Below are 21,316 nucleotides of genomic sequence, written 5' to 3'. Positions count from 1 at the left end.
AATGGGAGAATAGCCTGATGTTCGAACGGCTTGTCGCCTATCTCGACAGCGTGAAGGCACGCGATCCGGCCCCTCGCAGCCGCTGGGAGGTGTTGACCTATCCCGGCGTGTGGGCGGTCTTCTATCATCGTATCGCGCATTGGCTGTTCGAGGCCGAACTGTTTTTTCTGGCGCGGCTGGTCAATCACTGGAGCCGCTGGCTGACTGCGATCGACATTCATCCCGGCGCCAAGATCGGCAAGAATCTGTTTATCGATCACGGCTTCTCGGTCATCGGCGAAACCGCCGAAATCGGCGACAATGTGACCATCTACCAATGCGTAACGCTGGGCGGCACCAACCCGACGAACGGCAAGGGCGGCAAGCGCCATCCGACTATCTCGGACGAGGTCATCATCGGTTCGGGCGCACAGGTTATCGGGCCGATCACCATCGGCCGCCGCGCGCGCATCGGGGCCAATGCCGTCGTCACCGACGAAGTGCCCGAAGGGGCGACCATGATCGGCCTCAAGGCGCGCAGCACACTGGTTCCGGCGGAAGAGTGGGTGAAGGAGTTCATCCCCTACGGCACGCCTTGCGACGATCCGTGCGAGCCGAGCCGCGATTGTATCGAGAAGCTGGAGGGAGAGCTGAAATCGCTCCGCAGCGAAATCGAAGCATTGCGTGCCGAACGCGAACCGGCGCGGCGCAGCGGGACCGAGGATTGATGAGCTTCCTCGGCGAGACGGTCGTCGCATTCCCGGGTCGCAAACCCCAGCAGATCGGCTTCAGTCGCGACGAACTGACCCGTATTCTCGATCTCTACGGGCGCATGGTCGCTGCCGGTGAGTGGCGCGACTATGCGATGGATTTCACCCGGGATTTCGCCGTGTTCGCTGCTTTTCGGCGCGCCGCCGAACGTCCGCAGGCGCGGATCGAGAAACGCCCGGCCCTGCGCAACAAACAGGGTATGTGGACGCTGTTCGGCGAACATGGCCAGGTGCTCAAGCGCGGCCACGAACTGCCGGGCGTGATCGCGCCGGTCGAACGCCGCCTGCTCAAGGCGATCGATCAATAGCTGCACGAAAAAAGGCCCGTGCCGCAGCACGAGCCCCTTTTGCGAAGCGTATCCGGCAGTTTAGCCGCGGGCGCTGCCCGGCCCGGTGCCGGTGACCTTCTGCATCGCGGTCAGGATTGCGCCCGACTGCTCGCTACCCGATTGCGGGGCCTTGAGGTTCGAGAATTCGCTGATCTTGTCCCAATTGGCGGCGAAACCTTCGACAGTGCGGTCTTCGTCCTTGAGCCACACGGCGTCGTTCATGACGGTCCAGGCGCTGTGGAAGCCGCCTGCGCCCGCGCCGACAATGGCGTTGGTCGGCGCGTCCTCGCTGACGAGGAAGAGCGCGGCCGGAACCACATTCACCGGATCGAACAGCTTGAAGGCTTCTTCGGGGAACAGGTCTTCGGTCATGCGCGTGCCGGCGACCGGCGAAATCGTGTTGACCTTGATATTGTACTTCGCGCCTTCGAGCTGGAGCGTCTTGGTGAGGCCCGCGAGGCCGAGCTTGGCGGCGCCGTAGTTCGCCTGGCCGAAATTGCCGAACAGGCCGGTCGACGATGCGGTCATGAGGATGCGGCCATAGGCCTGCTCGCGCATGGTTTCCCAGGCGGCCTTGGCGACATTGGCCGAACCGTTGAGGTGCACGTCGACGACGAATTCGAAATCGTCCATCGTCATCTTGGCGAAGGTCTTGTCGCGCAGCACGCCGGCATTGTTGATGACGATGTGCACGCCGCCCCACTTCTGCTTGGCGTCGGCGACCATTTTTTCCATCTGCTCGAATTCGGTGACCGAGCCGCCATTCGACATGGCTTCGCCGCCAGCCTTCTCGATTTCCTCGACAACCTGCAGCGCCATGTCCGAATGGCCGGTGCCGTCGCGCGCACCGCCGAGGTCGTTGACCACGACCTTCGCGCCGCGGCGCGCGAGTTCGAGCGCGTATTCGCGGCCCAGACCGCCGCCTGCGCCGGTGACGATAGCTACCTTGTCCTTGAAATCGATGCTCATGGGGCTGCTCCTGCTTTATCGTTTACGTAAAGGTCAATTGGCGCGTGAGGTGGCACGTTCCCTTCGCACTTGCAACACCGGGTATGGTGGGCCGCGATTCCGTAGCGGCGGGTTGCTTACCCCAAACGGGCAAGCGCTGGAATCAGCTCGGCGAGCGAATCGATCTCGGCATCCGCGCCCAGTTCCCCGCGCGGCTTGTCGCAATAGCCGTAGCGTGCGCCGACCACCGGTACATCGGCGGCGCGTGCCGACCTGACGTCATAGGAGCTGTCGCCGACGAAGGCGAGGCTGCCACCGCCGCCGCGCCTGATCGCTTCGAAGATCGGGTCCGGCGCGGGTTTGGCGCGCCCCTTGCCTATCGTATCGCCGCCGATGATCGCGACGAAATGCTGCGCAAGGTCCAGCGTATCAAGGATCTGACGGGCGAAACTCTCGAACTTGTTGGTCACCACCGCCATGGCGATCTCGCGTTCGCCAAGCTCGGCCAGCACCTCGCGCGCGTGGGGATAGGGCTGTGTGTGAACCGCGTTGTTTGCGGAGTAATAGGCGAGCATCTGCTTGTAGAGCTTGCGAAATTCGTCGTCCGGCAACCCGCCTTGCCGATCGACCGCCTGCTTGAGCATGATCTTGGCCCCGCCGCCGATCAGGTCGCTTGCATGGTCGGCGGGGACCGGGTCGAAACCGCCCAGTTCGAGCGCATGGTTGACGGCCGCACCGAGATCGCGATGCGTTTCGAGCAGGGTTCCGTCGAGGTCGAAGCCGATGATGGCGAATGGCAGGTCGGTCATTGGCGAAAGCGGTGAAGGATGGTCCTTCAAACTGCAAGCGATTGGTGGCAAGGCGCTTCGTCATGAACACGAACCGCGATTTCGCCGCCATCATCCTTGCCGCGGGCAAGGGCACTCGCATGAAAAGCGACCTGCACAAGGTGCTCCACCCGATTGCGGGGCATCCGATGCTGCTGCACCTACTCGACAGTTTCGCCGAGCTCGATCTCAAGCGTACCGTGGTCGTGGTCGGCGACAAACGCGAACAGTTGGACGCGGCGCTGGCCGACCGGGGCGTGACAACCGCGCTTCAGGAACCGCAATTGGGTACGGCGCATGCGGCCCTGCAGGCACGCGCGGCGCTCGAAGGATTCTCCGGCCATATCCTGGTCTGCTTCGGCGATTGCCCGATGGTCCGCGCCGATACCGTGCGCCGGCTCATCGCGGCGCTCGACGAAGGGGCCAAGGTCGCGGTTCTCGGTTTCCGTCCCGCCGATCCCCTCGCCTATGGCCGCATCATCGCCGATTCGGACGGCACAGTCGCCAAGATGGTCGAATACAAGGACGCGAATGACGAGGAACGCGCCTGCGACCTGTGCAATTCGGGCCTGATCGTGGCGCATTCGGACGACATGTGGCCGCTGCTCGACGCGGTCGGCAACGACAACGCGCAGGGTGAATATTATCTGCCCGACGTTGCGACAGGGGCGATTGCGCGGGGCGACACGGTCAAGGTGATCGAGACCGACGCCGATGAGGTTGCGGGAATCAACTCGCGCGCCGAGCTGGCCGTGGCCGAGGCACAATGGCAGGCGCTCAAGCGCGAGGAAGCGATGGCTGGCGGCGCGTCGCTCAAAGCGCCCGAGACCGTGTTTTTCAGCTGGGACACCGAACTGGGCCGCGATGTGACGGTCGAGCCCAACGTCGTCTTCGGTCCCGGTGTCAGCGTGGCCGATGGCGCGACCATTCGCGCGTTCAGCCATCTCGAAGGCGCCAGCGTGGGTGAAGGCTGCTCGGTCGGCCCCTACGCCCGCCTGCGGCCCGGCGCGGTGATGGAGAAAGACAGCAAGGTCGGCAATTTCGTCGAGATGAAGAAAGCCACGCTGGGCGAAGGCGCCAAGGCGAATCATCTGACCTATCTCGGCGATGCCGAGGTGGGGGCGGGCGCCAATATCGGCGCGGGTACGATCACCTGCAATTACGACGGCTATTTCAAATACAAGACCGTGATCGGCGAGCGTGCCTTCATCGGCTCGAACAGCGCGCTCATCGCCCCGGTGCGGATCGGGGCGGACGCGATCGTCGCCGCGGGCAGCGCGGTCAGCCGGGATGTCGGCGATGGCGACCTGCGCGTGGTGCGCGGCGATCAGGTGGTGAAGCCCGGCTGGGCCGACCGCTTCCACGACGCGATGAAAAAGAAGAAAGCGGCGGAGAAGGAGAAGAAGGGCTGAGCGAACCGGTAGATCCCGCCTGCTGGTTGTGCGAACGCCGGTTGGGTCGCAAGGTCCAGCATCATCACCCGGTGCCGAAGGCAAAGAAGGGGCGTGTGACGGTGCCGGTACATCCGATCTGCCACCGTGCGATCCACGCCAATTTCAGCAATGCCGAACTGGCGCGGATAGGCGAAGATCGAGGAGCGCTGCTCGCCCACCCATCGATTGCGAAATTCGTGCGATGGGTGGCCGACAAGCCGCCCGATTTCCATGCGCCGACCCGGGGGCCACGCTAAGTTCGATCGTCAGTCGAGGAACTGGCCACCCGCTTCACCAAGCGATGCCCAGCGAATGACCACTCCGTGTTCCTCGCCCCCGTAGCTGAGACGATAACCGCCGCCGCAGGGTATGCCGCGCGGGACCGTCAGCCGAAAGCCGTCGCTCGAAACATCGACGATCGTGCAGGCGATGTCCTCTATACGCTCGCCTCGCAGAATGGCGGCCTCGCTAACGGCAATCCGGGGTTTATGGACTAGGCTGGTCATTGTAGTTCGCATCTCCATGCGTGAAATCGTCGGATGCGACCCCTTCTCGCGCGGACATAGGCCGCGTCGATTGCCGAAGCGTTAAATTGGAACAGGCGGAGGGCGCCGGTCCGGCCCCCTCCGCGGCTCTTGTCAGTCCGCCAGCCGCTGGAGCAGATAGATCATCTGCAGTGCCTGGATCTTGGCGCGCTGTTCATTGTCGACGCCGCCCGAATGGCCACCGGTCATATCCTCGAAATAGAAATAGTCCTGCCCGAGTTCCTTGACGCGCGCCGCGCCCTTGCGGGCATGGGCGGGATGCGTCCGGTCGTCGGCGGTCGAGGCCCAGAAGAACGGGGCGGGATAATCCTTGCCTTCGAGCAGCTTCTGATAGGGCGAATAGGGCTCGATCCAGGCGCGCTGTTCGTCCACGCGCGGATCGCCATATTCGCCGGTCCAAGATGCGCCGCGTCCGATTAGGTGATAGCGCAGCATGTCGAAAAGCGGGATCTGCACGATCGCCGCATTGAACAGCTCGGGCCGCTGGGTGAAGGCCGTGCCGACCAGCAGACCGCCCTGGCTACCGCCCTGAATGCCCAGGTGCTCAGGCGACGTGATGCCGCGTGCGATCGCGTCTTCCGCGATGGCAATGAAGTCGTCCCAGGTGCGCTGCTTGTTCTCGCGAATCGCGCTCTGGTGCCAGCCGGGGCCGAATTCACCACCGCCGCGCATATTGCCGAGGATGTAGGCCCCGCCGCGCTCGAGCCAGATCTTGCCGATCGAACCGAGATAGGAGGGCAGGCGCGGGACCTGGAAGCCGCCGTAGCCGGTCAGCAGCGTGGGATTGGTCCCGTCCATCACCATGCCCTTGGGCTTGACGAGGAAATAGGGAATTTTCGTCCCGTCCGCGCTGGTCGCCTCGAACTGTTCGACTTCCATGCCCTGCGCATCGAAATAGCTGGGCGAAGTCTTGATGATGTCGGGCGCGCCGCTGCCATCCGCATAGTACAGCGTCGAGGGTGTCAGGAAATCCGTGACCGAATACATGATTTCGTCAGAGCTGTCGGACGCGGCAACCACGCCCACGGTCGAATTGTCGGGCAGGCCGATTTCACTCGATACCCACTCTCCGTCGACATGATCGAATTTGAGCACGCGCCCGCGGACATTGTCCAGCAGGCTGACGTAAAGGCTTTCGCTGGTGTTCGCCGCCCCTTGTTTGGTCTGCTTGTCCTCGGGCGCCCAGACCAGCGTCTTGGCCGCGCCGTTGGGATCGACCTTGAATTCCTCCAGATCGACCGAGACGAGCGCGTCGGCGGGGAAGGTCTGCCCCTGCGCTTCCCAGTCCACATCGGTCGAGAACAAGAGCTGCCCATCGATCAGCCCATAGGGAGAGGCCTTGAGCGGTATGTCCAGCCGCAGCCACTCCCCATCATGCTGCCAGTAATACTCGGTCTCGTGGAAACTGACCGCGCGGAAGGCATAGTAGCCATGGGCAGTGCCGGTATGGTCGCGCAGCAGCGTGGCGCCCGACCATACGTCGGTCTCCTCACCGCGCCAGATTTCCTGCGCCTCCTCGATCGATGTGCCGCGCTTCCAGACGCGGGTGGTGCGTGGATACTGGCTTTCGGTCAGGGTACCTTCGCCGAAATCGCGGCTGACGAGCAGCGTGTCCTTGTCCACCCACTGGACACCGCCCTGGCTCTTTTCATCGAGCACGAAGCCATTCTCGACGAAGCTCCCGGTCGCCATGTCGAATTCGCGCAGCACGGTGGCATCTTCGCCTCCGTCGGACAGGGCGACCATGCACAGGCGTTCTTCGGGCGGCAGGCATTGATAGCCCTTGTAAACCCACTCGCGCCCCTCGGCCTCCGCCAGGGCATCGACATCGAGCACGGTTTCCCATGCCGGATTGTCGCTGCGGTAGCTTTCCAGCGTGGTACGGCGCACCAGACCGCGCGGGTTCTCCTTATCCTGCCAGAAATTATACAGGCCATCCGGGCGGATCGAGACATAGGGAATCCGGTCCTCGCTGTCGTAGATCGCCAGCGCTTCGGCCTTGACGGCTTCGAAACGAGAGTCGCCCGCCAGCAATTCCATCGTCCGCTCGTTTTCTGTGCGGACCCAATCCAGCGCCCGATCGCTGCGGGCCTCCTCGAGCCAGATGTAGCTGTCTTCCTCGGGGCCGGGAATGCCATCCTGCGCGATGGCGGGCGTGTTGGTTGCAAGCGTCATGACAGCCGCCATGGCCAGCGCGGATGCGAGTTTCAAGGTCGTGTCTCCCGATTTTTCGAGAGACTATGTGCCGTTTGTTGAAGTGGGCGGCAACCCCTTGTCGATCAACGGCTACTGCCCATCAGATCGCGTCGCAACCAGACCCTGAGGCCGCGATCATGGATACGCTGTTCGGCGATGACGACATAGCCGCGCGACAGAGCGGTTTGGACATGGGCGAGAACCTGTTCGTTCTGGACCGTGAAGGGCCGGTCAGCCGTGACTATCACCGTCGGGCGTGTGCCGAGAATGCGACGGACCTCGTCGATCTGTAGCAGGCCGAGCGAACCACGTTCGAGCGCATTGTTGAGGTGGTCTGGATAAATCAGCCTCGTCGGCAGGCAGCTCTCCGTGGCCGTGTACAGCGCCGTTGGGCCGTCGAAGACCCATAAACACGCGCTGTTGCTGTCGACATGGGGGCGGATGGCCGCAACGAGTTTTTCCATCGCGGCGCGGTGGCTCTGCGAAGCCTCGAACCGTTGGGGAAGGTAAAGAAGGCCAGCGCTGGCGATCATCGCAGCGAGCAGCGGAGCCATCCCCAACGGGCCGCGTCCGTCGAGAAAGGGGAGCGCTACCAGCAACACCGCCGGGACCAATGCGGCGAAGTAATAGGCATAGACGGTCGATGGCAGGAAGACCGTTGCAAGCGTTGCCCCCAACATGCCCCAGAAGAAAGTGTAGGTGAGGCCATTCTCGGCCACCTTCATCCGGAAGCGAGTGTAAAGGCCCGCTATGCTCAAGGCCATCAGCGGAAGCAGGAAGATCGCGTAATCGTCGGCGAAGCGCCCCATAGGAGCAGGCTCGCGCAAGAAGAAGCTGACGAAATTGGCGAACCAGAATTCTTCCCACCCACCGATGGCAAGGTAGAACAGGCCGACCCCTATCGTAGGAAGCAGGCCGAGCGCTGCGAAACCGGCGGCGATCGCTACTAGCTGAGATAGCGTGCGTCCCGCGCGATATCGGCCCCAAAGCGCCCACAGGCCGAAGAAAACGCATTGCGGGAAGACAGTGTATTTCACCTGCAGGGCCAGCCCGCCGATCAGCATTGCGAACCAGGCGCGCCTCAGCGCATTGGGATGCCGGATATCGCGCACCAGCAGCGCCATGGCGAGCATGGCAGGCACGTGGAACGCTTCTGTCTGGGCCGAGTGCGACCCGTAGATCGTCATCAGAACGATATAGAGAAGAGCCGCCACCGTCGCGGTGCCCCTATCGACAAGGAGCAGCGCCAGGCGGCGCAGCAGCAGGGCGCCGATCACGATCAAACCCGTCGCCATGAGCTGATAGGACCAGGGGGCGGGCAGACCGCTCGCATCGGCCAGTCCAAATAGCAGGAACAGGCCGAAGGGTTTGCGGTCCCACAGATCGACGAAAGGCAGTTGGCCTTGCAGCATCTGGCTGCCGATCAGCGCATATAGCTGTTCGTCGAGATCGGCGTTGTGATCGCCCAGGAAGGGAAGGCGCACCACAAGCGCGCCCAAGGTCAACAGGGCGACGAGCCACAACGCGCCACGCGATGCTCCGGACTTGGGCGTGGAATCCGCCCTATCAAGGCTCATCGCCGTCATCTGTCCGACCGTACCCCCACCGTGATTGCGAGCAGTCCCTCGCATCTCGTGGTTAATTATCGGTTGCCGAGCGGATCAATAGCGCCAGCAAAACGACGAAGGGCGGCCCTGCGCAGGGCCGCCCTTCACTTGTCTGCTATGGCGGAGAAGCCTTAGCTCTCGACGTGTTCGGCAAGGACCGTCAGCCCCTTGTCGCCGACTTCGGCGAAGCCGCCGCGAACCTCGATGGTTTCCGGGGCGGCGCCGTCGGTCTTGTAGACCTGCACCGCACCGTCGCGGATCGTCGACATGAAGGGCGCATGGCCCTCGAGCACGCCGAATTCGCCTTCCGCGCCCGGAACGACCACCATGTGGACGTCTTCGGAGCGGACCAGCTTGGCCGGCGTGACGAGTTCGAAGTGGAGAGCCATGTTCTTACGAGTCCTCGGCCAGACGCTTGGCCTTCTCGACCGCCTGGTCGATGCCGCCGACCATGTAGAAGGCAGCTTCCGGCAGGTGGTCGTATTCGCCTTCGACGACAGCCTTGAACGACTTGATCGTGTCTTCGAGCTGGACGAACACGCCCGGGATGTTGGTGAAGACCTCGGCAACGTGGAACGGCTGCGAGAGGAAGCGCTGGATCTTGCGGGCGCGGGCCACGGTCAGCTTATCTTCTTCCGACAGTTCGTCCATGCCGAGAATGGCGATGATGTCCTGCAAGCTCTTGTACTTCTGCAGCGTTTCCTGGACCTTACGAGCGGTCTCGTAGTGCTCCTGGCCGACGACGCGCGGCTCGAGAACGCGGCTGGTCGAATCGAGCGGGTCGACGGCCGGGTAGATGCCCAGCTCCGAAATTGCGCGGCTCAGCGTGGTCGTAGCGTCCAAGTGGGCGAACGAGGTTGCCGGGGCCGGGTCGGTAAGGTCGTCGGCGGGAACGTAGATGGCCTGGACCGAGGTGATCGAACCCTTGGTGGTCGAGGTGATGCGTTCCTGCAAATTGCCCATGTCGGTCGACAGCGTCGGCTGGTAGCCCACGGCCGAAGGAATACGGCCGAGCAGCGCCGACACTTCCGAACCCGCCTGGGTGAAGCGGAAGATGTTGTCGACGAAGAACAGAACGTCCTGGCCTTCCTGGTCGCGGAAATATTCCGCCATGGTCAGACCCGAGAGAGCCACGCGGGCACGTGCGCCCGGAGGTTCGTTCATCTGGCCGAAGACGAGGGCAACCTTCGAACCTTCGCTGGTGGCATTGCCATCGGCGTCCTTGGCGATAACGCCTGCGTCGAGGAATTCGTGGTAGAGGTCGTTACCTTCACGGGTACGCTCGCCCACACCGGCGAAGACGGACACGCCGCCGTGACCCTTGGCGATGTTGTTGATGAGTTCCTGGATCAGCACGGTCTTGCCCACGCCGGCGCCGCCGAACAGGCCGATCTTGCCGCCCTTTGCGTAAGGTGCGAGCAGGTCGATGACCTTGATGCCGGTGACCAGAATGGCCGCTTCGGTCGACTGGTCGACGAAGAGCGGGGCTTCGGCGTGGATCGGGCTGGTGCTTTCGGCACCGATCGGACCGCGCTCGTCGATCGGTTCACCGACGACGTTCATGATGCGGCCGAGCGTCTTCGGGCCGACGGGGACCGAGATCTGTGCGCCGGTGTTGACGACTTCCTGGCCGCGAACGAGGCCGTCTGTGCCGTCCATCGCGATGGTACGCACGGTGTTTTCACCGAGGTGCTGGGCGACTTCGAGAACCAGCGTATTATCGCCGTTCTTGGTTTCGAGAGCGGTCAGAATGGCGGGCAGTTCACCTTCGAACTGCACGTCGACGACGGCGCCGATGACCTGGCTGATGGTGCCGTTGGGCGATTGGTTGAGTACGGGTGCGGTGGCCATGATATCTATCCTACTGGCTCAGGAGTCTGCGAGGGTGGCGCCGTGTTCGGCGCAGATGGCGGCGGCATCGGCGAGGTTCCAGCCGGTGCTGTCTTCATTGACTTCAAGCTGCGCCTTGTTGCGCATGTATTCATCGTCGCCCAAACCGAATTCGCAGCTCACGACATCGGATCCCATGGCACGCTTGCACATGGCGACACTGACGGGTTCCGCGCCTTCGCAGGTTTCGGCAAAGACCGTTTTGAACAGGGCTTCGTCCGGTGCCGGCGGCGTATTGGCGGGTTCGGGCGAGACGACCTGTTCGGGAACAGGTTCGGCAGCGGGCTCTTCGCCGCAAGCGGCGAGCAGGGCAAGGGGGAGGATGAGGGCGAGATTTTTCACGTCGATAGTCCTTACAGCGCTTCGGCGCCGGCAATGATTTCGATGAGTTCGGTGGTGATCGCGGCCTGGCGGCTGCGGTTGTACTGGATCGTCAGCTTGTTGATGAGATCGCCCGCATTGCGCGTGGCATTGTCCATCGCGGTCATCGAGGCGCCCTGTTCGGAGGCTTCGCGTTCCAGCAGCGCACCGAATAGCTGCGTCTTGACGTAGCGCGGAAGCAGCTCCTCGAGAATTTCCTCTTCGCCCGGCTCATATTCGACCACGGCATCGCCGCCGGTGCCTTCGCCTTCGGGCGAGGGGACGGGGATCAGCTGGTCGACGGTCGGGTCTTGCGCCAGCGCCGACTTGAAGATCGGGTAGACGAGGTGGGCGACGTCGAATTCCCCCTTCTCGAAACGTTCGATCAGATCGTCGGCAATGGTCTCGGCTTCCTCGAAACCCGGCTGACGCACGTTCGAGGTATCGAAGTGCTTTTCGATCCGCTCAGCGTAGTCGCGCTTGATCGGGGCGCGGCCCTTCTTGCCCACGAGGTAGAAGGTGACGTCCTTGCCTTCGCCGATCAGCTTCGATGCCTTGGCCTTGGCGGCCTTGACGATATTGGCGTTGAGACCGCCGCACAGGCCCTTGTCGGTGTTGACCACGACCAGCAGGTGGCGCTTGTCCGAACCGGTGCCCTGAAGCAGCCTGGGTGCGCTGTCGCCGCTCACCTTGCCGGCGAGCGAGGCCATCACGCCCGCCAGCCGTTCGGCATAGGGACGCGCGGCTTCGGCAGCCGCCTGCGCACGGCGCAACTTGGCCGCCGCGACCATCTGCTTGGCCTTGGTGATCTTCTGGGTCGATTTGACCGAGTTGATCCGGCCCTTGAGTTCCTTGAGGCTAGCCATTTCGGCTCCCTATCTTCGTGTCTCGTGGGCTTAGGCGAACTGCTTGGCGAAGGTCTTGAGCGCGTCGACGACCTTGTTCTTGGTGTCGTCTTCGAACTTGCCGGTAGTACGGATCTCTTCGAGCACATCGGCGTGTTCGGCACGCATGAAGCTCAGCATCTGGGCCTCGTAGTCGGTCACGCGGTCGACCGGCACTTCGTCGATATAGCCGTTGGTGCCGGCGAAGATCGACACGGTCTGCTCTTCGAACGGCATCGGCGAGAACTGCGGCTGCTTGAGCAGCTCGGTCAGGCGCGCACCGCGGTTGAGCAGCTTCTGCGTCGCGGCGTCGAGGTCCGAGCCGAACTGAGCGAAGGCAGCCATTTCGCGATACTGCGCGAGGTCGAGCTTCATCGAGCCCGAAACCTTCTTCATCGCCTTGGTCTGGGCGGCACCGCCCACACGGCTGACCGACAGGCCGACGTTGATCGCCGGACGGATGCCCTGGTAGAACAGGTCGGTTTCGAGGAAGATCTGGCCGTCGGTGATCGAGATCACGTTGGTTGGAATGTAAGCCGACACGTCGCCTGCCTGCGTTTCGATGATCGGCAGCGCGGTCAGCGAGCCGCCACCCTGCGACTTGTTCATCTTGGCCGCACGCTCGAGCAGGCGGCTGTGGAGGTAGAACACGTCACCCGGATAGGCTTCGCGGCCCGGAGGACGACGCAGCAGCAGCGACATCTGGCGGTAGGCGACGGCCTGCTTCGAAAGGTCGTCGTACACGATCACCGCGTGCATGCCGTTGTCGCGGAAGAATTCGCCCATCGCGGCGCCGGTGTAGGGCGCGAGATACTGCAGCGGAGCGGGCTCCGAAGCGGTCGCGGCGACGACGATGGTGTATTCCATCGCGCCGTTTTCTTCGAGCTGCTTGACGATCTGCGCGACCGTCGAGCGCTTCTGGCCGACGGCGACGTAGATACAGTAGAGTTTCTTGCCTTCATCGTCCGAAGCGTTGACTTCCTTCTGGTTGATGAAGGTGTCGATCGCGACGGCGGACTTGCCGGTCTGGCGGTCGCCGATGATCAGTTCGCGCTGGCCGCGGCCAACAGGAACGAGGGCGTCGATGGCCTTGAGGCCCGACTGCACCGGTTCGCTGACCGATTCACGCGGGATGATGCCGGGAGCCTTCTGCTCGACCAGGCGCCGTTCGGTGGTTTCGATCGGGCCTTTGCCGTCGATCGGATTACCGAGAGCGTCGACCACGCGGCCGAGCAGCCCTTTGCCGACGGGGACGTCCACGATGGTGTTGGTGCGCTTTACGCTGTCGCCTTCGCCGATTTCCTGGTCGGAACCGAAAATAACGGCACCGACATTGTCGGCTTCGAGGTTCAGCGCCATGCCCTGAACGCCGTTGGCGAATTCGATCATCTCGCCGGCCTGGACGTTGTCGAGGCCGTGGATGCGGGCAATACCGTCACCCACCGACAGCACGGTACCGACTTCGCTGACTTCGGCTTGGGTACCGAAATTGGCGATCTGGTCCTTGATGACCTTGGAGATTTCTGCGGCGCGGATATCCATGAGTTTTGTCCTTTAAGCCTTCATGGCCTGGGAAAGCGAATTGAGACGGGTGCGGATCGAGCCGTCGATGCGCTTCGATCCGATGGTGACGACGAGGCCGCCGAGGAGCTCGGGATCGACCTTGGTAGAAAGTTTGACCGTGCGGCCTTCGCGGGCCGTCAGCTTGGTCTTGAGCGCATCGAGCTGCGCATCGGTCAGCGCGTGGGCGCTGGTGACTGCGGCAGTCACTTCGCCGCGCTGGGCGGCGGCGATCGCGCGGAAAGCGCGGATTACCTGCGGCAGCTGCGACAGGCGGCGGTTCTGCGCCAGCACGCCGAGGAAGTTCTGCGTCAGCTCGGACACGCCGAGAATGGCGGAGACGCCCCACAGTGCCTTCTGCGCGGCATCGCGCGAAACCTTGGGGTTGGTGGTGACGGCGGCGAGCTCGGCCGATTCGGCGAGCGCGGCCTCGACCTTGTCGAGGTCCGATTCGACTGCGGTCACGGTTCCGTTTTCGCTAGCGAGATCGAACAGGGCCGAAGCGTAACGCCCTGCCAGGCTAGCCTGAATACCGGCGGAAATATCCACGCGCTTGAGGTCCTCTCGGGTCCGGAAGAAAAGTCTGTGCGATCCTTGCCGAGTTGGGCAGACAGGAGTCGCCCGGCAAGGTCGGCGCGCGCCTAGCAAAGCCCCCCGTCAATGGCAAGCCGAGTCCGGCTAGGGAATCTGGACTCCGCCTGTAAGGGGCGTAGATTGCGTGGCACAAAGCAACCATTCGCAGGGGAGAGAGGCAATGGAGATGGTGGCACTGGCCCCGAAATGCGGGGTCGAGATTACAGGGGTGAGTTTGGCCGAGGCGGGCGGGGCAACGCTCGATGCGATCAGGCATGCGATCTACACTCACGGAATTGCGCTGTTTCGCGGGCAGGAGGATTTCACTCCGCAAGCGCATATTGCCTTCGCCAGGCGTTGGGGCGGGATCGACATCAACAATTACTTTCCGCTGACCGACGAACATCCGGAAATCGCCGTGGTCAAGAAGCGCGCCGATCAGGTCACCAATATCGGCGGCGGATGGCACACCGATCATTCCTACGATCAAGTGCCGGCCATGGGCTCGATCCTGGTCGCGCGGACTCTTCCACCGAGCGGAGGCGACACATTATGGGCGCATATGGGCGAAGCCTATGACGCGCTGCCCGACGATCTCAAGACCGAGATCGAAGGGCTCGAGGCCTATCACACCGCCGACCATATATATGACGAGGGCGGGCTTTATGCGAAGACCGACATGGGCGGCGATTTGCGCGGCCAGGCGCTCAAGACCGGCGCGAGGCACCCGATCGTGATCCGTCACCCGCAGACCGGCCGCAAACTGCTTTACGTCAATAGCGCCTTCACGGTGAACATCGTCGGGCGGAGCCGCGAAGAGAGCCTGCCGCTGCTACAGAAACTCTACGCGGCCGCCACGGCGGCGGACAATACCTGCCGCGTGGCGTGGGAACCGGGTTCGGTGGCGATCTGGGACAATCGCACGACCTGGCATCTGGCGATGAACGATTATCAGGGCCATGCCCGCGAGATGCACCGCATCACGCTGACCGGCGAACCGCTGGCTGCGTGAGGCATCCAATCCATCAGACTGAGGTGAGTAGGAGGTCGCCTTTGTCGGGCTGATTTTGCGGGAAGGCCATCGTCCGATGGCGCCGCTCTGTCAGTCGCTTAGCCGCGACCTCCCAGCTTATCTACTTGGCAAGGATTAAGGGCTCGGAACCTCTCCAAACCGATCATTGCCTTTTGCCAAAGTTCAGTGCCAGCTTCCCTTTGGTGGTGGTGAGCAAAGAACTTGGCCGGTCACCCGGGGCTCTTGGCTCCACCAATTCACTGTTTACTCAGTTATCCCCGGTTTGGCTAAGCCATCAAACGCTGGCACGCTTGCGACAAAGTCGGGAACTTCAGAAAACCTTGCAAATCAGGCCTCCATTCGATCCCCTCTTGTGAGGACTACATGCAATATAGGATGTTAGCTTTCTGTTCTCAAGATCTCTGGCCCATTTTCCACCGAAACCGATGCTATTTCGAAATGCACTCGTACACCAATCTCTCATTTGCCTGTTGCGGTAGTTTTCCGAGAACTTCGGCCTGCATGTCGCCAAGCCGCGATGCTGCACCCTCGACCCCGCATTGGGGGGCCTCGTACTTGCCGCGCGCCTCGCGGGCCTCGTTCATGGCCTTGCGCGACAGAAGATAGCGTTCGGTACGGAAGATGCGTCGGTCGGGGTCGAAGCTGTTGACCGACACCGCGTCTTCGGAATTGGGTACGAAAACGCGGCTCCAGATGCCCCCCGAATACCCATATTGCGTTCGGCTGTTGACACAGCCGTCTGCGGTCCAGTCGAATTCTATGTCTTCGACCTGGGCACTGGTGACCCGGCTGCGTTCGGGCACGAGAGTGCATGTCAGCGCGAGATCGCCCGATGCAGACATCCCCGCCTCTTCCGGATCATCCTCCCCGGCCTGCATGACGGCGGCGACACGGCGGTCGATTTCGTCGAGGCCGGGGCGGGTGAGATAGGCGGCAAGCGCGGCGAGCACGATTGCGGCGGCTGCCCCCCCGACCATTCTCAGGCGGGTTTCGTCGCGCTCTTCTTCGTCTTTCCGCCACAAGGCCATGGCCCATTGCCCCAGGCCGAAGGCGATCAGCAGCAGGACGATCGAGAGAAACAGACGATCTTCGCGTTCGGTCATGACCCCCTGTTCGGCTTCGAGGAGGGCGCGTTCGCGTTTTTCGCGCTGCGCTTCGAAACGCTGCGCGAGATCGGCGCGCGCGGTCATCTGTTCGCGCTGCAACCGCTCGCGCTCGGCCGCGTCGAGATCGGCCATGGAGCGGCAGGCGGAGCTGTTGACGCGCGGCTCGACGTCGTTGGCGCGCAGGAAAGGCACCATTTCGCGGTTCGATACCGCGAAGAAAAACTCCGCATCGCCGCCATCGCTGTCCGCGCCAAAGCTGTTCACCCCCACCACGCGGCCGCAGGGATCGAGCAGCGGACCGCCCGAACTGCCGCGTGCGATGGGTGCCGTGTGGAGAATGGTGTCGAACTGGCGGCTAGGCCGCGCGCCCGAAATGAAGCCGCGGCTTTTCACCGGCGGCTGGCTGCGGAAGATGTCGTTGAAATCCAGCCCCTGCGCCCGGTCGACATTCATCGGATAGCCCACGCTGGTGACTTCGCCGCTGTCGGGCGGTGCGCCGCCGGCCAGGGCAAGCGGGGGCAGGCGCAAATCGCCGGTGATGCGGATCAGCGCCAGATCGTTGCGCGCGCTCACCGCCAGCGCCTGGCCATAGACGGCTTCGCCGCCGCCGCTCGGAATAATGCCGATTCTAAGCTCGCCATCGCGCAGCGCATCGCGCACCACATGGGCATTGGTGACGACCCGGTCGGCGGCAACGGCAAAACCGGTCCCGTGGCTGATCGGAAGCAGTTCGCCATTGTCTTCGCCGATAATGACCACGCGCACCACGCCGCGCGCGGCAGCGTCGATGTCGGCCGGTTCGGCCAGCGCGAGCGCGGGAGCGATTAGTGCGAGAAGCGCGGCGAGAAGTGCAGGGAGGCGTCTCATTTGCGCGCCTTGTGACGATCATTGGCTTTGATCGCAAGCTGCGGGATGCGAGGCAGTCGATCGGCGCGCAAAAGGATTGCATTTACGCTATGGAGAATATCGTGACGATCACCGACGATATAGCCTGGGCAGCCGTCTTGCGCCGCGATCGCGCCTTCGACGGGCGCTTTGTGACCGGTGTGTTGACCACTGGCATCTATTGCCGCCCCTCCTGTGCGGCGCGGCATCCATCGCGCGGGAACGTGCGGTTCTTCGCCGATGGCGCGGCGGCGCGTGCGGCGGGGCTACGCGCCTGCAAGCGCTGCCTGCCGGACGATGTCGGACGCGACGAGGCGGCGGTGCTGGCGGCGATCGACGAAATTCGCGGCGCCGAGGACGCGCCTTCGCTGGCGGCGCTGGCCCAGCTCACCGGCTATTCGCCGACTCATTTCCAGCGCGTGTTCAAGCGCGCGATCGGGCTGTCGCCCGCCGCCTATGCCCGCGCGCTGCGCGAAGAGCGGGCGCGCGATGCGCTGGCCGCGGCCGATAGCGTGACCGGCGCGATTTACGAAGCAGGCTATGGCTCCGCCTCGCGCTTCTATGACGATACGAAAGGACGATTGGGCATGATGCCGAGCGACTGGCGCGATGGGGGCAGGGGCCGCATCATCCACTGGACGCTCGTCGATACAACGCTCGGCAGCATGCTTGTCGCCGCGACCGAAAAGGGCGTGTGCTGCCTCTCTTTCGACGAGGGCGAGGAGGAGCTGCGCGCGCGTTTCCCCAATGCCGCGCTGGTCGAAGCGGGCGATGAGTTCCGCAGGCTGTTCGAACAGGCCACCGCCGCGGTCGAGCAGCCCGTCAATGCCACCACCGCAGAGATCCCGCTCGACGTGAAGGGCACCGCTTTCCAGCAACGCGTGTGGCAGGCGCTGCGCGAAATCCCGGCGGGTGAGACGCGTAGCTATGGCGAACTCGCCGCCGCACTCGGCAATCCCAAGGCGAGCCGCGCGGTCGGCGGCGCGAATGGGGCGAACAACATCGCCGTGCTGATCCCCTGCCACCGCGTGATCGCTGCCGATGGCGGGCTGGGCGGCTATGCCTATGGCACAGAAATCAAAGCCGAGCTGCTGAGAAGGGAAACGAAATGACGAGCAAGATCGAGCAATTCCGGGCGCTGCATGTGCCAGGCAAACCGCTGGTGCTGTACAATATCTGGGATGCGGGCAGCGCGCGGGCCGTCGCCGAAGCGGGGGCCAGTGCGATCGCAACGGGCAGCTACGGCGTGGCCGAAGCCAATGGCTTCAAGGATGGCGAGACACTTCCGCTCGATATCGTGCTGGAGAATTTGCGCCGCATTCTCACGGTTACCGACCTGCCGGTCACGATCGACATGGAGGCAGGCTATGGCGATACGCCCGCTGAGGTGGGCCGATCTGTCGGCAAGGCATTCGATCTTGGTGCCGCGGGCATCAACATCGAGGACCGGATGCCGGGCGAAACCGAACTGCTATCCGTAGACGTGGCGGCCGAGCGTGTCGCTGCAGCCGCAGCAACCGGCATTCATGTCAATGCCCGTACCGACGTTTATCGCGGCGTCGACCCGGCGGACTATTCGCCCGAGATGATCGAGGCCGTGCTGACCCGCGCGAGGGCCTATGCCGAAGCCGGGGCAGGGAGCCTGTTCGTCCCCTTCCTCGGCGATCATCCGACCATTCGCGCGATCTGCGAAGGGGCGTCCCTGCCGGTCAACGTCTTGTGGGCGCCGGGCCGCGGGACGACCGCGGAACTTGCCGATTTGGGCGTGGCGCGGATCAGTTACGGGCATCAGCCCTGGGGCTGGGCCATGGAGAAGCTGGCCGAGGATGCCAGGGCGATCTACACCTGATAGCCTTGGCGTCCGCCGGCGGCCAGGCGTCACTCCGCGCCGACGAAGATCGCCTTGGCATTGGCGAATTCCTTGATGCCGAAGCCGCCGTGTTCGCGCCCGTAGCCGGAATTCTTCACCCCGCCGAACGGCATCGAGGGATCGGCCACGCCATAGGTGTTGATGAACACCATTCCGGTGTCGAAATGCGTCTTGGCGAGCTCGATCGCGCGATCGGTATCGCCGCATAATATCCCGCCGCCGAGACCGTAGCGGCTGTCATTGGCGAGCCGCATCGCGTCTTCATCGTTCTTGGCGCGGATGACGCTGGCGACGGGGCCGAAAATCTCGTCGTCATAGGCAGGCTGTCCGGGGGCGACATCGACCAGCACGGTGGCGGGGTAAAAGGCGCCGGGGCCGTCCGGGATTTCGCCGCCGCAGGCGATTCGGGCACCCTTCTCGACCGACTGGTCGACCTGTTTCTGCACGTCTTCGCGCAGGTCCCTGCGCGCCATCGGCCCCATATCGCTGTCTTCGGCCAGCGGGTCGCCGATCCTGGTCGCCTCAAACTTTGCGACGAATTTCTCGAGGAAGGCGTCATAGACCTTGTCGGTCACGATGAACCGCTTGCCGTTGATGCAGGTCTGGCCGTTATTGTAGAGCCGCGCCCGCGCGCAGACCTCCGCCGCCTTGTCGATATCGGTATCTTCCAGCACGAGATAGGCATCGTTCGAACCCAGTTCGAGCACCAGCGGCTTGAGCACCTTGCCCGCCGCTTCCGCAATATGTTTGCCCGCGCCATCCGAGCCGGTCAGCGTCACGCCGCGAACCTTGTCGTGTTCGACGATCGCATCCGAGGTATCGTGATCGATGACGAGCACGGTGAACAGGTTTTCGGGCAGGCCGCCTTCGGCGAAGATCTCGGCGATCTTGAGCCCGCTGCCGGTGCAGTTCGATGCGTGTTTCAGCACTACCCCATTTCCGGTCATGAGATTGGCAATGGCATAGCGGATCACCTGATAGGCGGGGAAATTCCACGGCTGGACGCCATAGATCACACCGATCGGCGAATAGGTGACGATACCGCGCCCCGCATTGTTCGGATCGCGCTGCTCGTCGGCCAGTTCCCTGGGGCCGTTGGCGGCAGTATAGTCGCAGATCGCGGCGCACAGTTCGACCTCGTCGCGGCTGTCGCCGATCAGCTTGCCGACCTCTTCGGTCATCAGCCGGGCGAGCTCTTCCTTGTGGTCGCGCAGCGCCTTGCCGAGATTCTTGATCACCTGTGCGCGATCGTCGAGGCTGCGCAGGCGCCACTGCTCGAAGGCGGCGTGGCATTTGTCGACCGCAGCGCAGGCTTCTTCGCGCGAAAGCCTGCTGTAAGTTGCGATTTCTTCGCCGGTGGCGGGATTGACGGTGGTTATATCGGACATGAGGCCCTTTCCTATCTGCCTTGCAATGGAAAGGGTCGAGACGCCTCGACGTTCCGGCGACACCCCCTATGACGACGCGCGCAAAAAAGGGACGGGCGATAGGCTCGCCCGTCCCACAAACTGCAACCACCCGGTCCGGTCAGAGCCCGGCCTGCATCCCGTCGACGCTCTTGCTGACGAGGATGTTCACCGCCACGCGGCGGTTCTGCGCCTTGCCGGCTTCGGTCGTGTTATCGGCTGCCGGGTCGGCCTCGGCCATGCCGGTGGGAACCATCATGCGATAGGGCTTCCAGCCGCATTCCTGCTGGAGGAAGTTCACGACGCGCGTGGCACGCTTTTCGCTCAGTTCCTGATTATATTCATAGTCGCCGACCGAATCGGTGTAACCGACCACGAGCAGCAGCGCATTGTCGGTCGATTGCGCCTGCTGGGCGGTCTGGCACAGCTCGTAACGCGCTTCTTGCGAGAGGTTGTACTTGGCCGTGTCGAAATAGACGTTGGTCGTGCCCTTGATGTTGTATTCGTCGATATTGGCGACGCGGCCGCGCAATGCCTCGGTTGCCGCTTCATTGGCGGTAAAGCGCTGGTCGGTTCCGGTGTGGATCATTTGCGCGGTTTTGAGATCACGCGATTTGACCGCCACCTTGGTGGCAATCAGACCGCGATCGGCCCACTCGACCGTCTCGACATCCACCGGCAAGCCGTTGAGCAGGTCGGCCTCGGTCAGCGCGTCTTTGTCGAGACCGAGGAAGCCGCCGCTGCTGCGGATTTCCGTCGCCGGGCTTATGGCCACCACGGTGCGCGTACCATCGATGCCGGTGATCTGAATCTTGTTGTCCTTGCGGGCCGAGATGACGCCTTCGAATTCGGGGCCTTCGGGCATGTCCGAAAGATCGCTGGGCGTATGGCCGGTGACGGTCGTCAGAACTTCACCCTGCCGGTCGTCATAGCTCGCTTGCGCTTCAAGCTCCTGCGCCATTGCCGGGGCGGCTAGCAGACCGATTGCGGCAAACGTAGCTGTGCCGGTGGAAAATGCGTTCATCTGTATACTCCTCATTCGTGATCCCGCCACGCGACCGATACGGCTGAAAAGAAAAGGCGCCGGGAGCCTTGCGCGAGCGGAATGGTGAACC

The 21,316-nt window shown here is 63.2% G+C and carries 21 protein-coding genes; 7 read left to right on the top strand and 14 right to left on the bottom strand.

Going from position 1 to position 21,316, the window contains the following annotated elements; genetic code table 11:
* Positions 1–17 precede the first annotated feature (17 nt).
* Together epsC and DVR09_RS12645 are read left to right on the top strand one after the other, a co-directional pair.
* Positions 18–707 (top strand): serine O-acetyltransferase EpsC, encoded by a 690-nt coding sequence (gene epsC / locus DVR09_RS12650; protein WP_115417225.1) that lies wholly within the window; start codon positions 18–20, stop codon positions 705–707.
* Positions 707–1,057 carry a DUF2794 domain-containing protein gene (locus tag DVR09_RS12645; protein WP_115417224.1) on the top strand — a complete coding sequence of 117 codons (351 nt, stop codon included), beginning with the start codon at positions 707–709 and terminating at the stop codon, positions 1,055–1,057. The genes epsC and DVR09_RS12645 overlap by 1 nt, the downstream gene beginning before the upstream one ends.
* Positions 1,058–1,117: 60 nt before the next feature.
* Here the strand turns inward: DVR09_RS12645 and DVR09_RS12640 are convergent, their stop codons facing one another.
* Positions 1,118–2,047 carry an SDR family NAD(P)-dependent oxidoreductase gene (locus tag DVR09_RS12640; protein WP_115417223.1) on the bottom strand — a complete coding sequence of 310 codons (930 nt, stop codon included), beginning with the start codon at positions 2,045–2,047 and terminating at the stop codon, positions 1,118–1,120.
* Between the two features lie 116 nt (positions 2,048–2,163).
* Entirely contained in the window at positions 2,164–2,835 is a 672-nt protein-coding gene (locus tag DVR09_RS12635; RefSeq protein ID WP_115417222.1) for an HAD hydrolase-like protein, read from the bottom strand.
* Between the two features lie 62 nt (positions 2,836–2,897).
* Between DVR09_RS12635 and glmU the strand changes: the two genes are divergently transcribed.
* Together glmU and DVR09_RS12625 are read left to right on the top strand one after the other, a co-directional pair.
* Positions 2,898–4,265, top strand: a complete 1,368-nt coding sequence (gene glmU, locus DVR09_RS12630; RefSeq protein WP_115417221.1) for a bifunctional UDP-N-acetylglucosamine diphosphorylase/glucosamine-1-phosphate N-acetyltransferase GlmU — start codon at positions 2,898–2,900, stop codon at positions 4,263–4,265.
* Positions 4,262–4,543: an HNH endonuclease gene (locus DVR09_RS12625; protein ID WP_115417220.1), complete on the top strand. Its 282-nt coding sequence runs from the start codon at positions 4,262–4,264 to the stop codon at positions 4,541–4,543. The genes glmU and DVR09_RS12625 overlap by 4 nt, the downstream gene beginning before the upstream one ends.
* A 9-nt stretch (positions 4,544–4,552) precedes the next feature.
* Here DVR09_RS12625 and DVR09_RS12620 read toward each other — a convergent pair whose 3' ends face one another.
* The 9 genes from DVR09_RS12620 to DVR09_RS12580 all read right to left on the bottom strand — a co-directional run bounded on the left by DVR09_RS12620 (position 4,553) and on the right by DVR09_RS12580 (position 13,877).
* Entirely contained in the window at positions 4,553–4,792 is a 240-nt protein-coding gene (locus DVR09_RS12620; RefSeq protein WP_115417219.1) for a hypothetical protein, read from the bottom strand.
* A gap of 132 nt (positions 4,793–4,924) precedes the next feature.
* Complete coding sequence (locus tag DVR09_RS12615; protein ID WP_369692535.1) at positions 4,925–7,042, bottom strand: prolyl oligopeptidase family serine peptidase; 2,118 nt, start codon at positions 7,040–7,042, stop codon at positions 4,925–4,927.
* Positions 7,043–7,110: 68 nt separating this feature from the next.
* The gene (locus tag DVR09_RS12610) at positions 7,111–8,604 is read right to left on the bottom strand and encodes an ArnT family glycosyltransferase (protein ID WP_162814966.1); all 1,494 of its coding nucleotides are present in this window, start codon (positions 8,602–8,604) and stop codon (positions 7,111–7,113) included.
* 161 nt (positions 8,605–8,765) lie between these two features.
* The gene (locus DVR09_RS12605; RefSeq protein ID WP_115417217.1) at positions 8,766–9,023 is read right to left on the bottom strand and encodes an ATP synthase F1 subunit epsilon; all 258 of its coding nucleotides are present in this window, start codon (positions 9,021–9,023) and stop codon (positions 8,766–8,768) included.
* Between the two features lie 4 nt (positions 9,024–9,027).
* A complete protein-coding gene (gene atpD, locus DVR09_RS12600) occupies positions 9,028–10,485 on the bottom strand; it encodes a F0F1 ATP synthase subunit beta (protein WP_115417216.1) in 1,458 nt (485 codons plus the stop codon).
* An 18-nt stretch (positions 10,486–10,503) separates the two neighbouring features.
* Positions 10,504–10,866 carry a hypothetical protein gene (locus DVR09_RS12595; protein ID WP_234041445.1) on the bottom strand — a complete coding sequence of 121 codons (363 nt, stop codon included), beginning with the start codon at positions 10,864–10,866 and terminating at the stop codon, positions 10,504–10,506.
* Between the two features lie 11 nt (positions 10,867–10,877).
* A complete protein-coding gene (locus DVR09_RS12590; protein WP_115417214.1) occupies positions 10,878–11,750 on the bottom strand; it encodes a F0F1 ATP synthase subunit gamma in 873 nt (290 codons plus the stop codon).
* Positions 11,751–11,780: 30 nt separating this feature from the next.
* Positions 11,781–13,310 (bottom strand): F0F1 ATP synthase subunit alpha, encoded by a 1,530-nt coding sequence (gene atpA / locus DVR09_RS12585; RefSeq protein ID WP_115417213.1) that lies wholly within the window; start codon positions 13,308–13,310, stop codon positions 11,781–11,783.
* A gap of 12 nt (positions 13,311–13,322) precedes the next feature.
* Positions 13,323–13,877, bottom strand: coding sequence for a F0F1 ATP synthase subunit delta (locus DVR09_RS12580; protein WP_115417212.1), 555 nt, complete (start codon positions 13,875–13,877; stop codon positions 13,323–13,325).
* A gap of 169 nt (positions 13,878–14,046) precedes the next feature.
* On the opposite strand from DVR09_RS12580, the gene DVR09_RS12575 reads away from it, so the two are divergent.
* Entirely contained in the window at positions 14,047–14,913 is an 867-nt protein-coding gene (locus tag DVR09_RS12575; RefSeq protein ID WP_234041444.1) for a TauD/TfdA dioxygenase family protein, read from the top strand.
* Positions 14,914–15,362: 449 nt separating this feature from the next.
* Here the strand turns inward: DVR09_RS12575 and DVR09_RS12570 are convergent, their stop codons facing one another.
* On the bottom strand, positions 15,363–16,907 hold the full coding sequence (locus DVR09_RS12570) for a S1 family peptidase (RefSeq protein WP_115417210.1): 1,545 nt from the start codon (positions 16,905–16,907) through the stop codon (positions 15,363–15,365).
* An 89-nt stretch (positions 16,908–16,996) separates the two neighbouring features.
* Between DVR09_RS12570 and ada the strand changes: the two genes are divergently transcribed.
* A complete protein-coding gene (gene ada / locus DVR09_RS12565) occupies positions 16,997–18,037 on the top strand; it encodes a bifunctional DNA-binding transcriptional regulator/O6-methylguanine-DNA methyltransferase Ada (protein WP_115417955.1) in 1,041 nt (346 codons plus the stop codon).
* Positions 18,034–18,774: an isocitrate lyase/PEP mutase family protein gene (locus DVR09_RS12560; protein WP_115417209.1), complete on the top strand. Its 741-nt coding sequence runs from the start codon at positions 18,034–18,036 to the stop codon at positions 18,772–18,774. Before ada ends, DVR09_RS12560 begins: the two co-directional genes overlap by 4 nt.
* 29 nt (positions 18,775–18,803) lie before the next feature.
* On the opposite strand, the gene DVR09_RS12555 is transcribed toward DVR09_RS12560, so the two are convergent.
* Both DVR09_RS12555 and DVR09_RS12550 read right to left on the bottom strand, forming a co-directional pair.
* A complete protein-coding gene (locus tag DVR09_RS12555; protein ID WP_115417208.1) occupies positions 18,804–20,183 on the bottom strand; it encodes an NAD-dependent succinate-semialdehyde dehydrogenase in 1,380 nt (459 codons plus the stop codon).
* Between the two features lie 139 nt (positions 20,184–20,322).
* Complete coding sequence (locus DVR09_RS12550; RefSeq protein WP_174223749.1) at positions 20,323–21,225, bottom strand: OmpA family protein; 903 nt, start codon at positions 21,223–21,225, stop codon at positions 20,323–20,325.
* Between the last annotated feature and the right edge of the window lie 91 nt (positions 21,226–21,316).

The sequence above is a fragment of the Erythrobacter aureus genome (assembly GCF_003355455.1).
Lineage (GTDB): Bacteria > Pseudomonadota > Alphaproteobacteria > Sphingomonadales > Sphingomonadaceae > Qipengyuania > Qipengyuania aurea.
This window is presented reverse-complemented; position numbering and strand designations above follow the sequence as displayed.

Coding starts and splice junctions, on each gene's coding strand:
- epsC (WP_115417225.1), top strand. CDS start 18: ATGTTCGAACGGCTTGTCGCCTATCTCGACAGCGTGAAGGCACGCGAT.
- DVR09_RS12645 (WP_115417224.1), top strand. CDS start 707: ATGAGCTTCCTCGGCGAGACGGTCGTCGCATTCCCGGGTCGCAAACCC.
- DVR09_RS12640 (WP_115417223.1), bottom strand. CDS start 2,047: ATGAGCATCGATTTCAAGGACAAGGTAGCTATCGTCACCGGCGCAGGC.
- DVR09_RS12635 (WP_115417222.1), bottom strand. CDS start 2,835: ATGACCGACCTGCCATTCGCCATCATCGGCTTCGACCTCGACGGAACC.
- glmU (WP_115417221.1), top strand. CDS start 2,898: ATGAACACGAACCGCGATTTCGCCGCCATCATCCTTGCCGCGGGCAAG.
- DVR09_RS12620 (WP_115417219.1), bottom strand. CDS start 4,792: ATGACCAGCCTAGTCCATAAACCCCGGATTGCCGTTAGCGAGGCCGCC.
- DVR09_RS12610 (WP_162814966.1), bottom strand. CDS start 8,604: ATGAGCCTTGATAGGGCGGATTCCACGCCCAAGTCCGGAGCATCGCGT.
- DVR09_RS12605 (WP_115417217.1), bottom strand. CDS start 9,023: ATGGCTCTCCACTTCGAACTCGTCACGCCGGCCAAGCTGGTCCGCTCC.
- atpD (WP_115417216.1), bottom strand. CDS start 10,485: ATGGCCACCGCACCCGTACTCAACCAATCGCCCAACGGCACCATCAGC.
- DVR09_RS12590 (WP_115417214.1), bottom strand. CDS start 11,750: ATGGCTAGCCTCAAGGAACTCAAGGGCCGGATCAACTCGGTCAAATCG.
- atpA (WP_115417213.1), bottom strand. CDS start 13,310: ATGGATATCCGCGCCGCAGAAATCTCCAAGGTCATCAAGGACCAGATC.
- DVR09_RS12570 (WP_115417210.1), bottom strand. CDS start 16,907: ATGAGACGCCTCCCTGCACTTCTCGCCGCGCTTCTCGCACTAATCGCT.
- ada (WP_115417955.1), top strand. CDS start 16,997: ATGGAGAATATCGTGACGATCACCGACGATATAGCCTGGGCAGCCGTC.
- DVR09_RS12560 (WP_115417209.1), top strand. CDS start 18,034: ATGACGAGCAAGATCGAGCAATTCCGGGCGCTGCATGTGCCAGGCAAA.
- DVR09_RS12555 (WP_115417208.1), bottom strand. CDS start 20,183: ATGTCCGATATAACCACCGTCAATCCCGCCACCGGCGAAGAAATCGCA.
- DVR09_RS12550 (WP_174223749.1), bottom strand. CDS start 21,225: ATGAACGCATTTTCCACCGGCACAGCTACGTTTGCCGCAATCGGTCTG.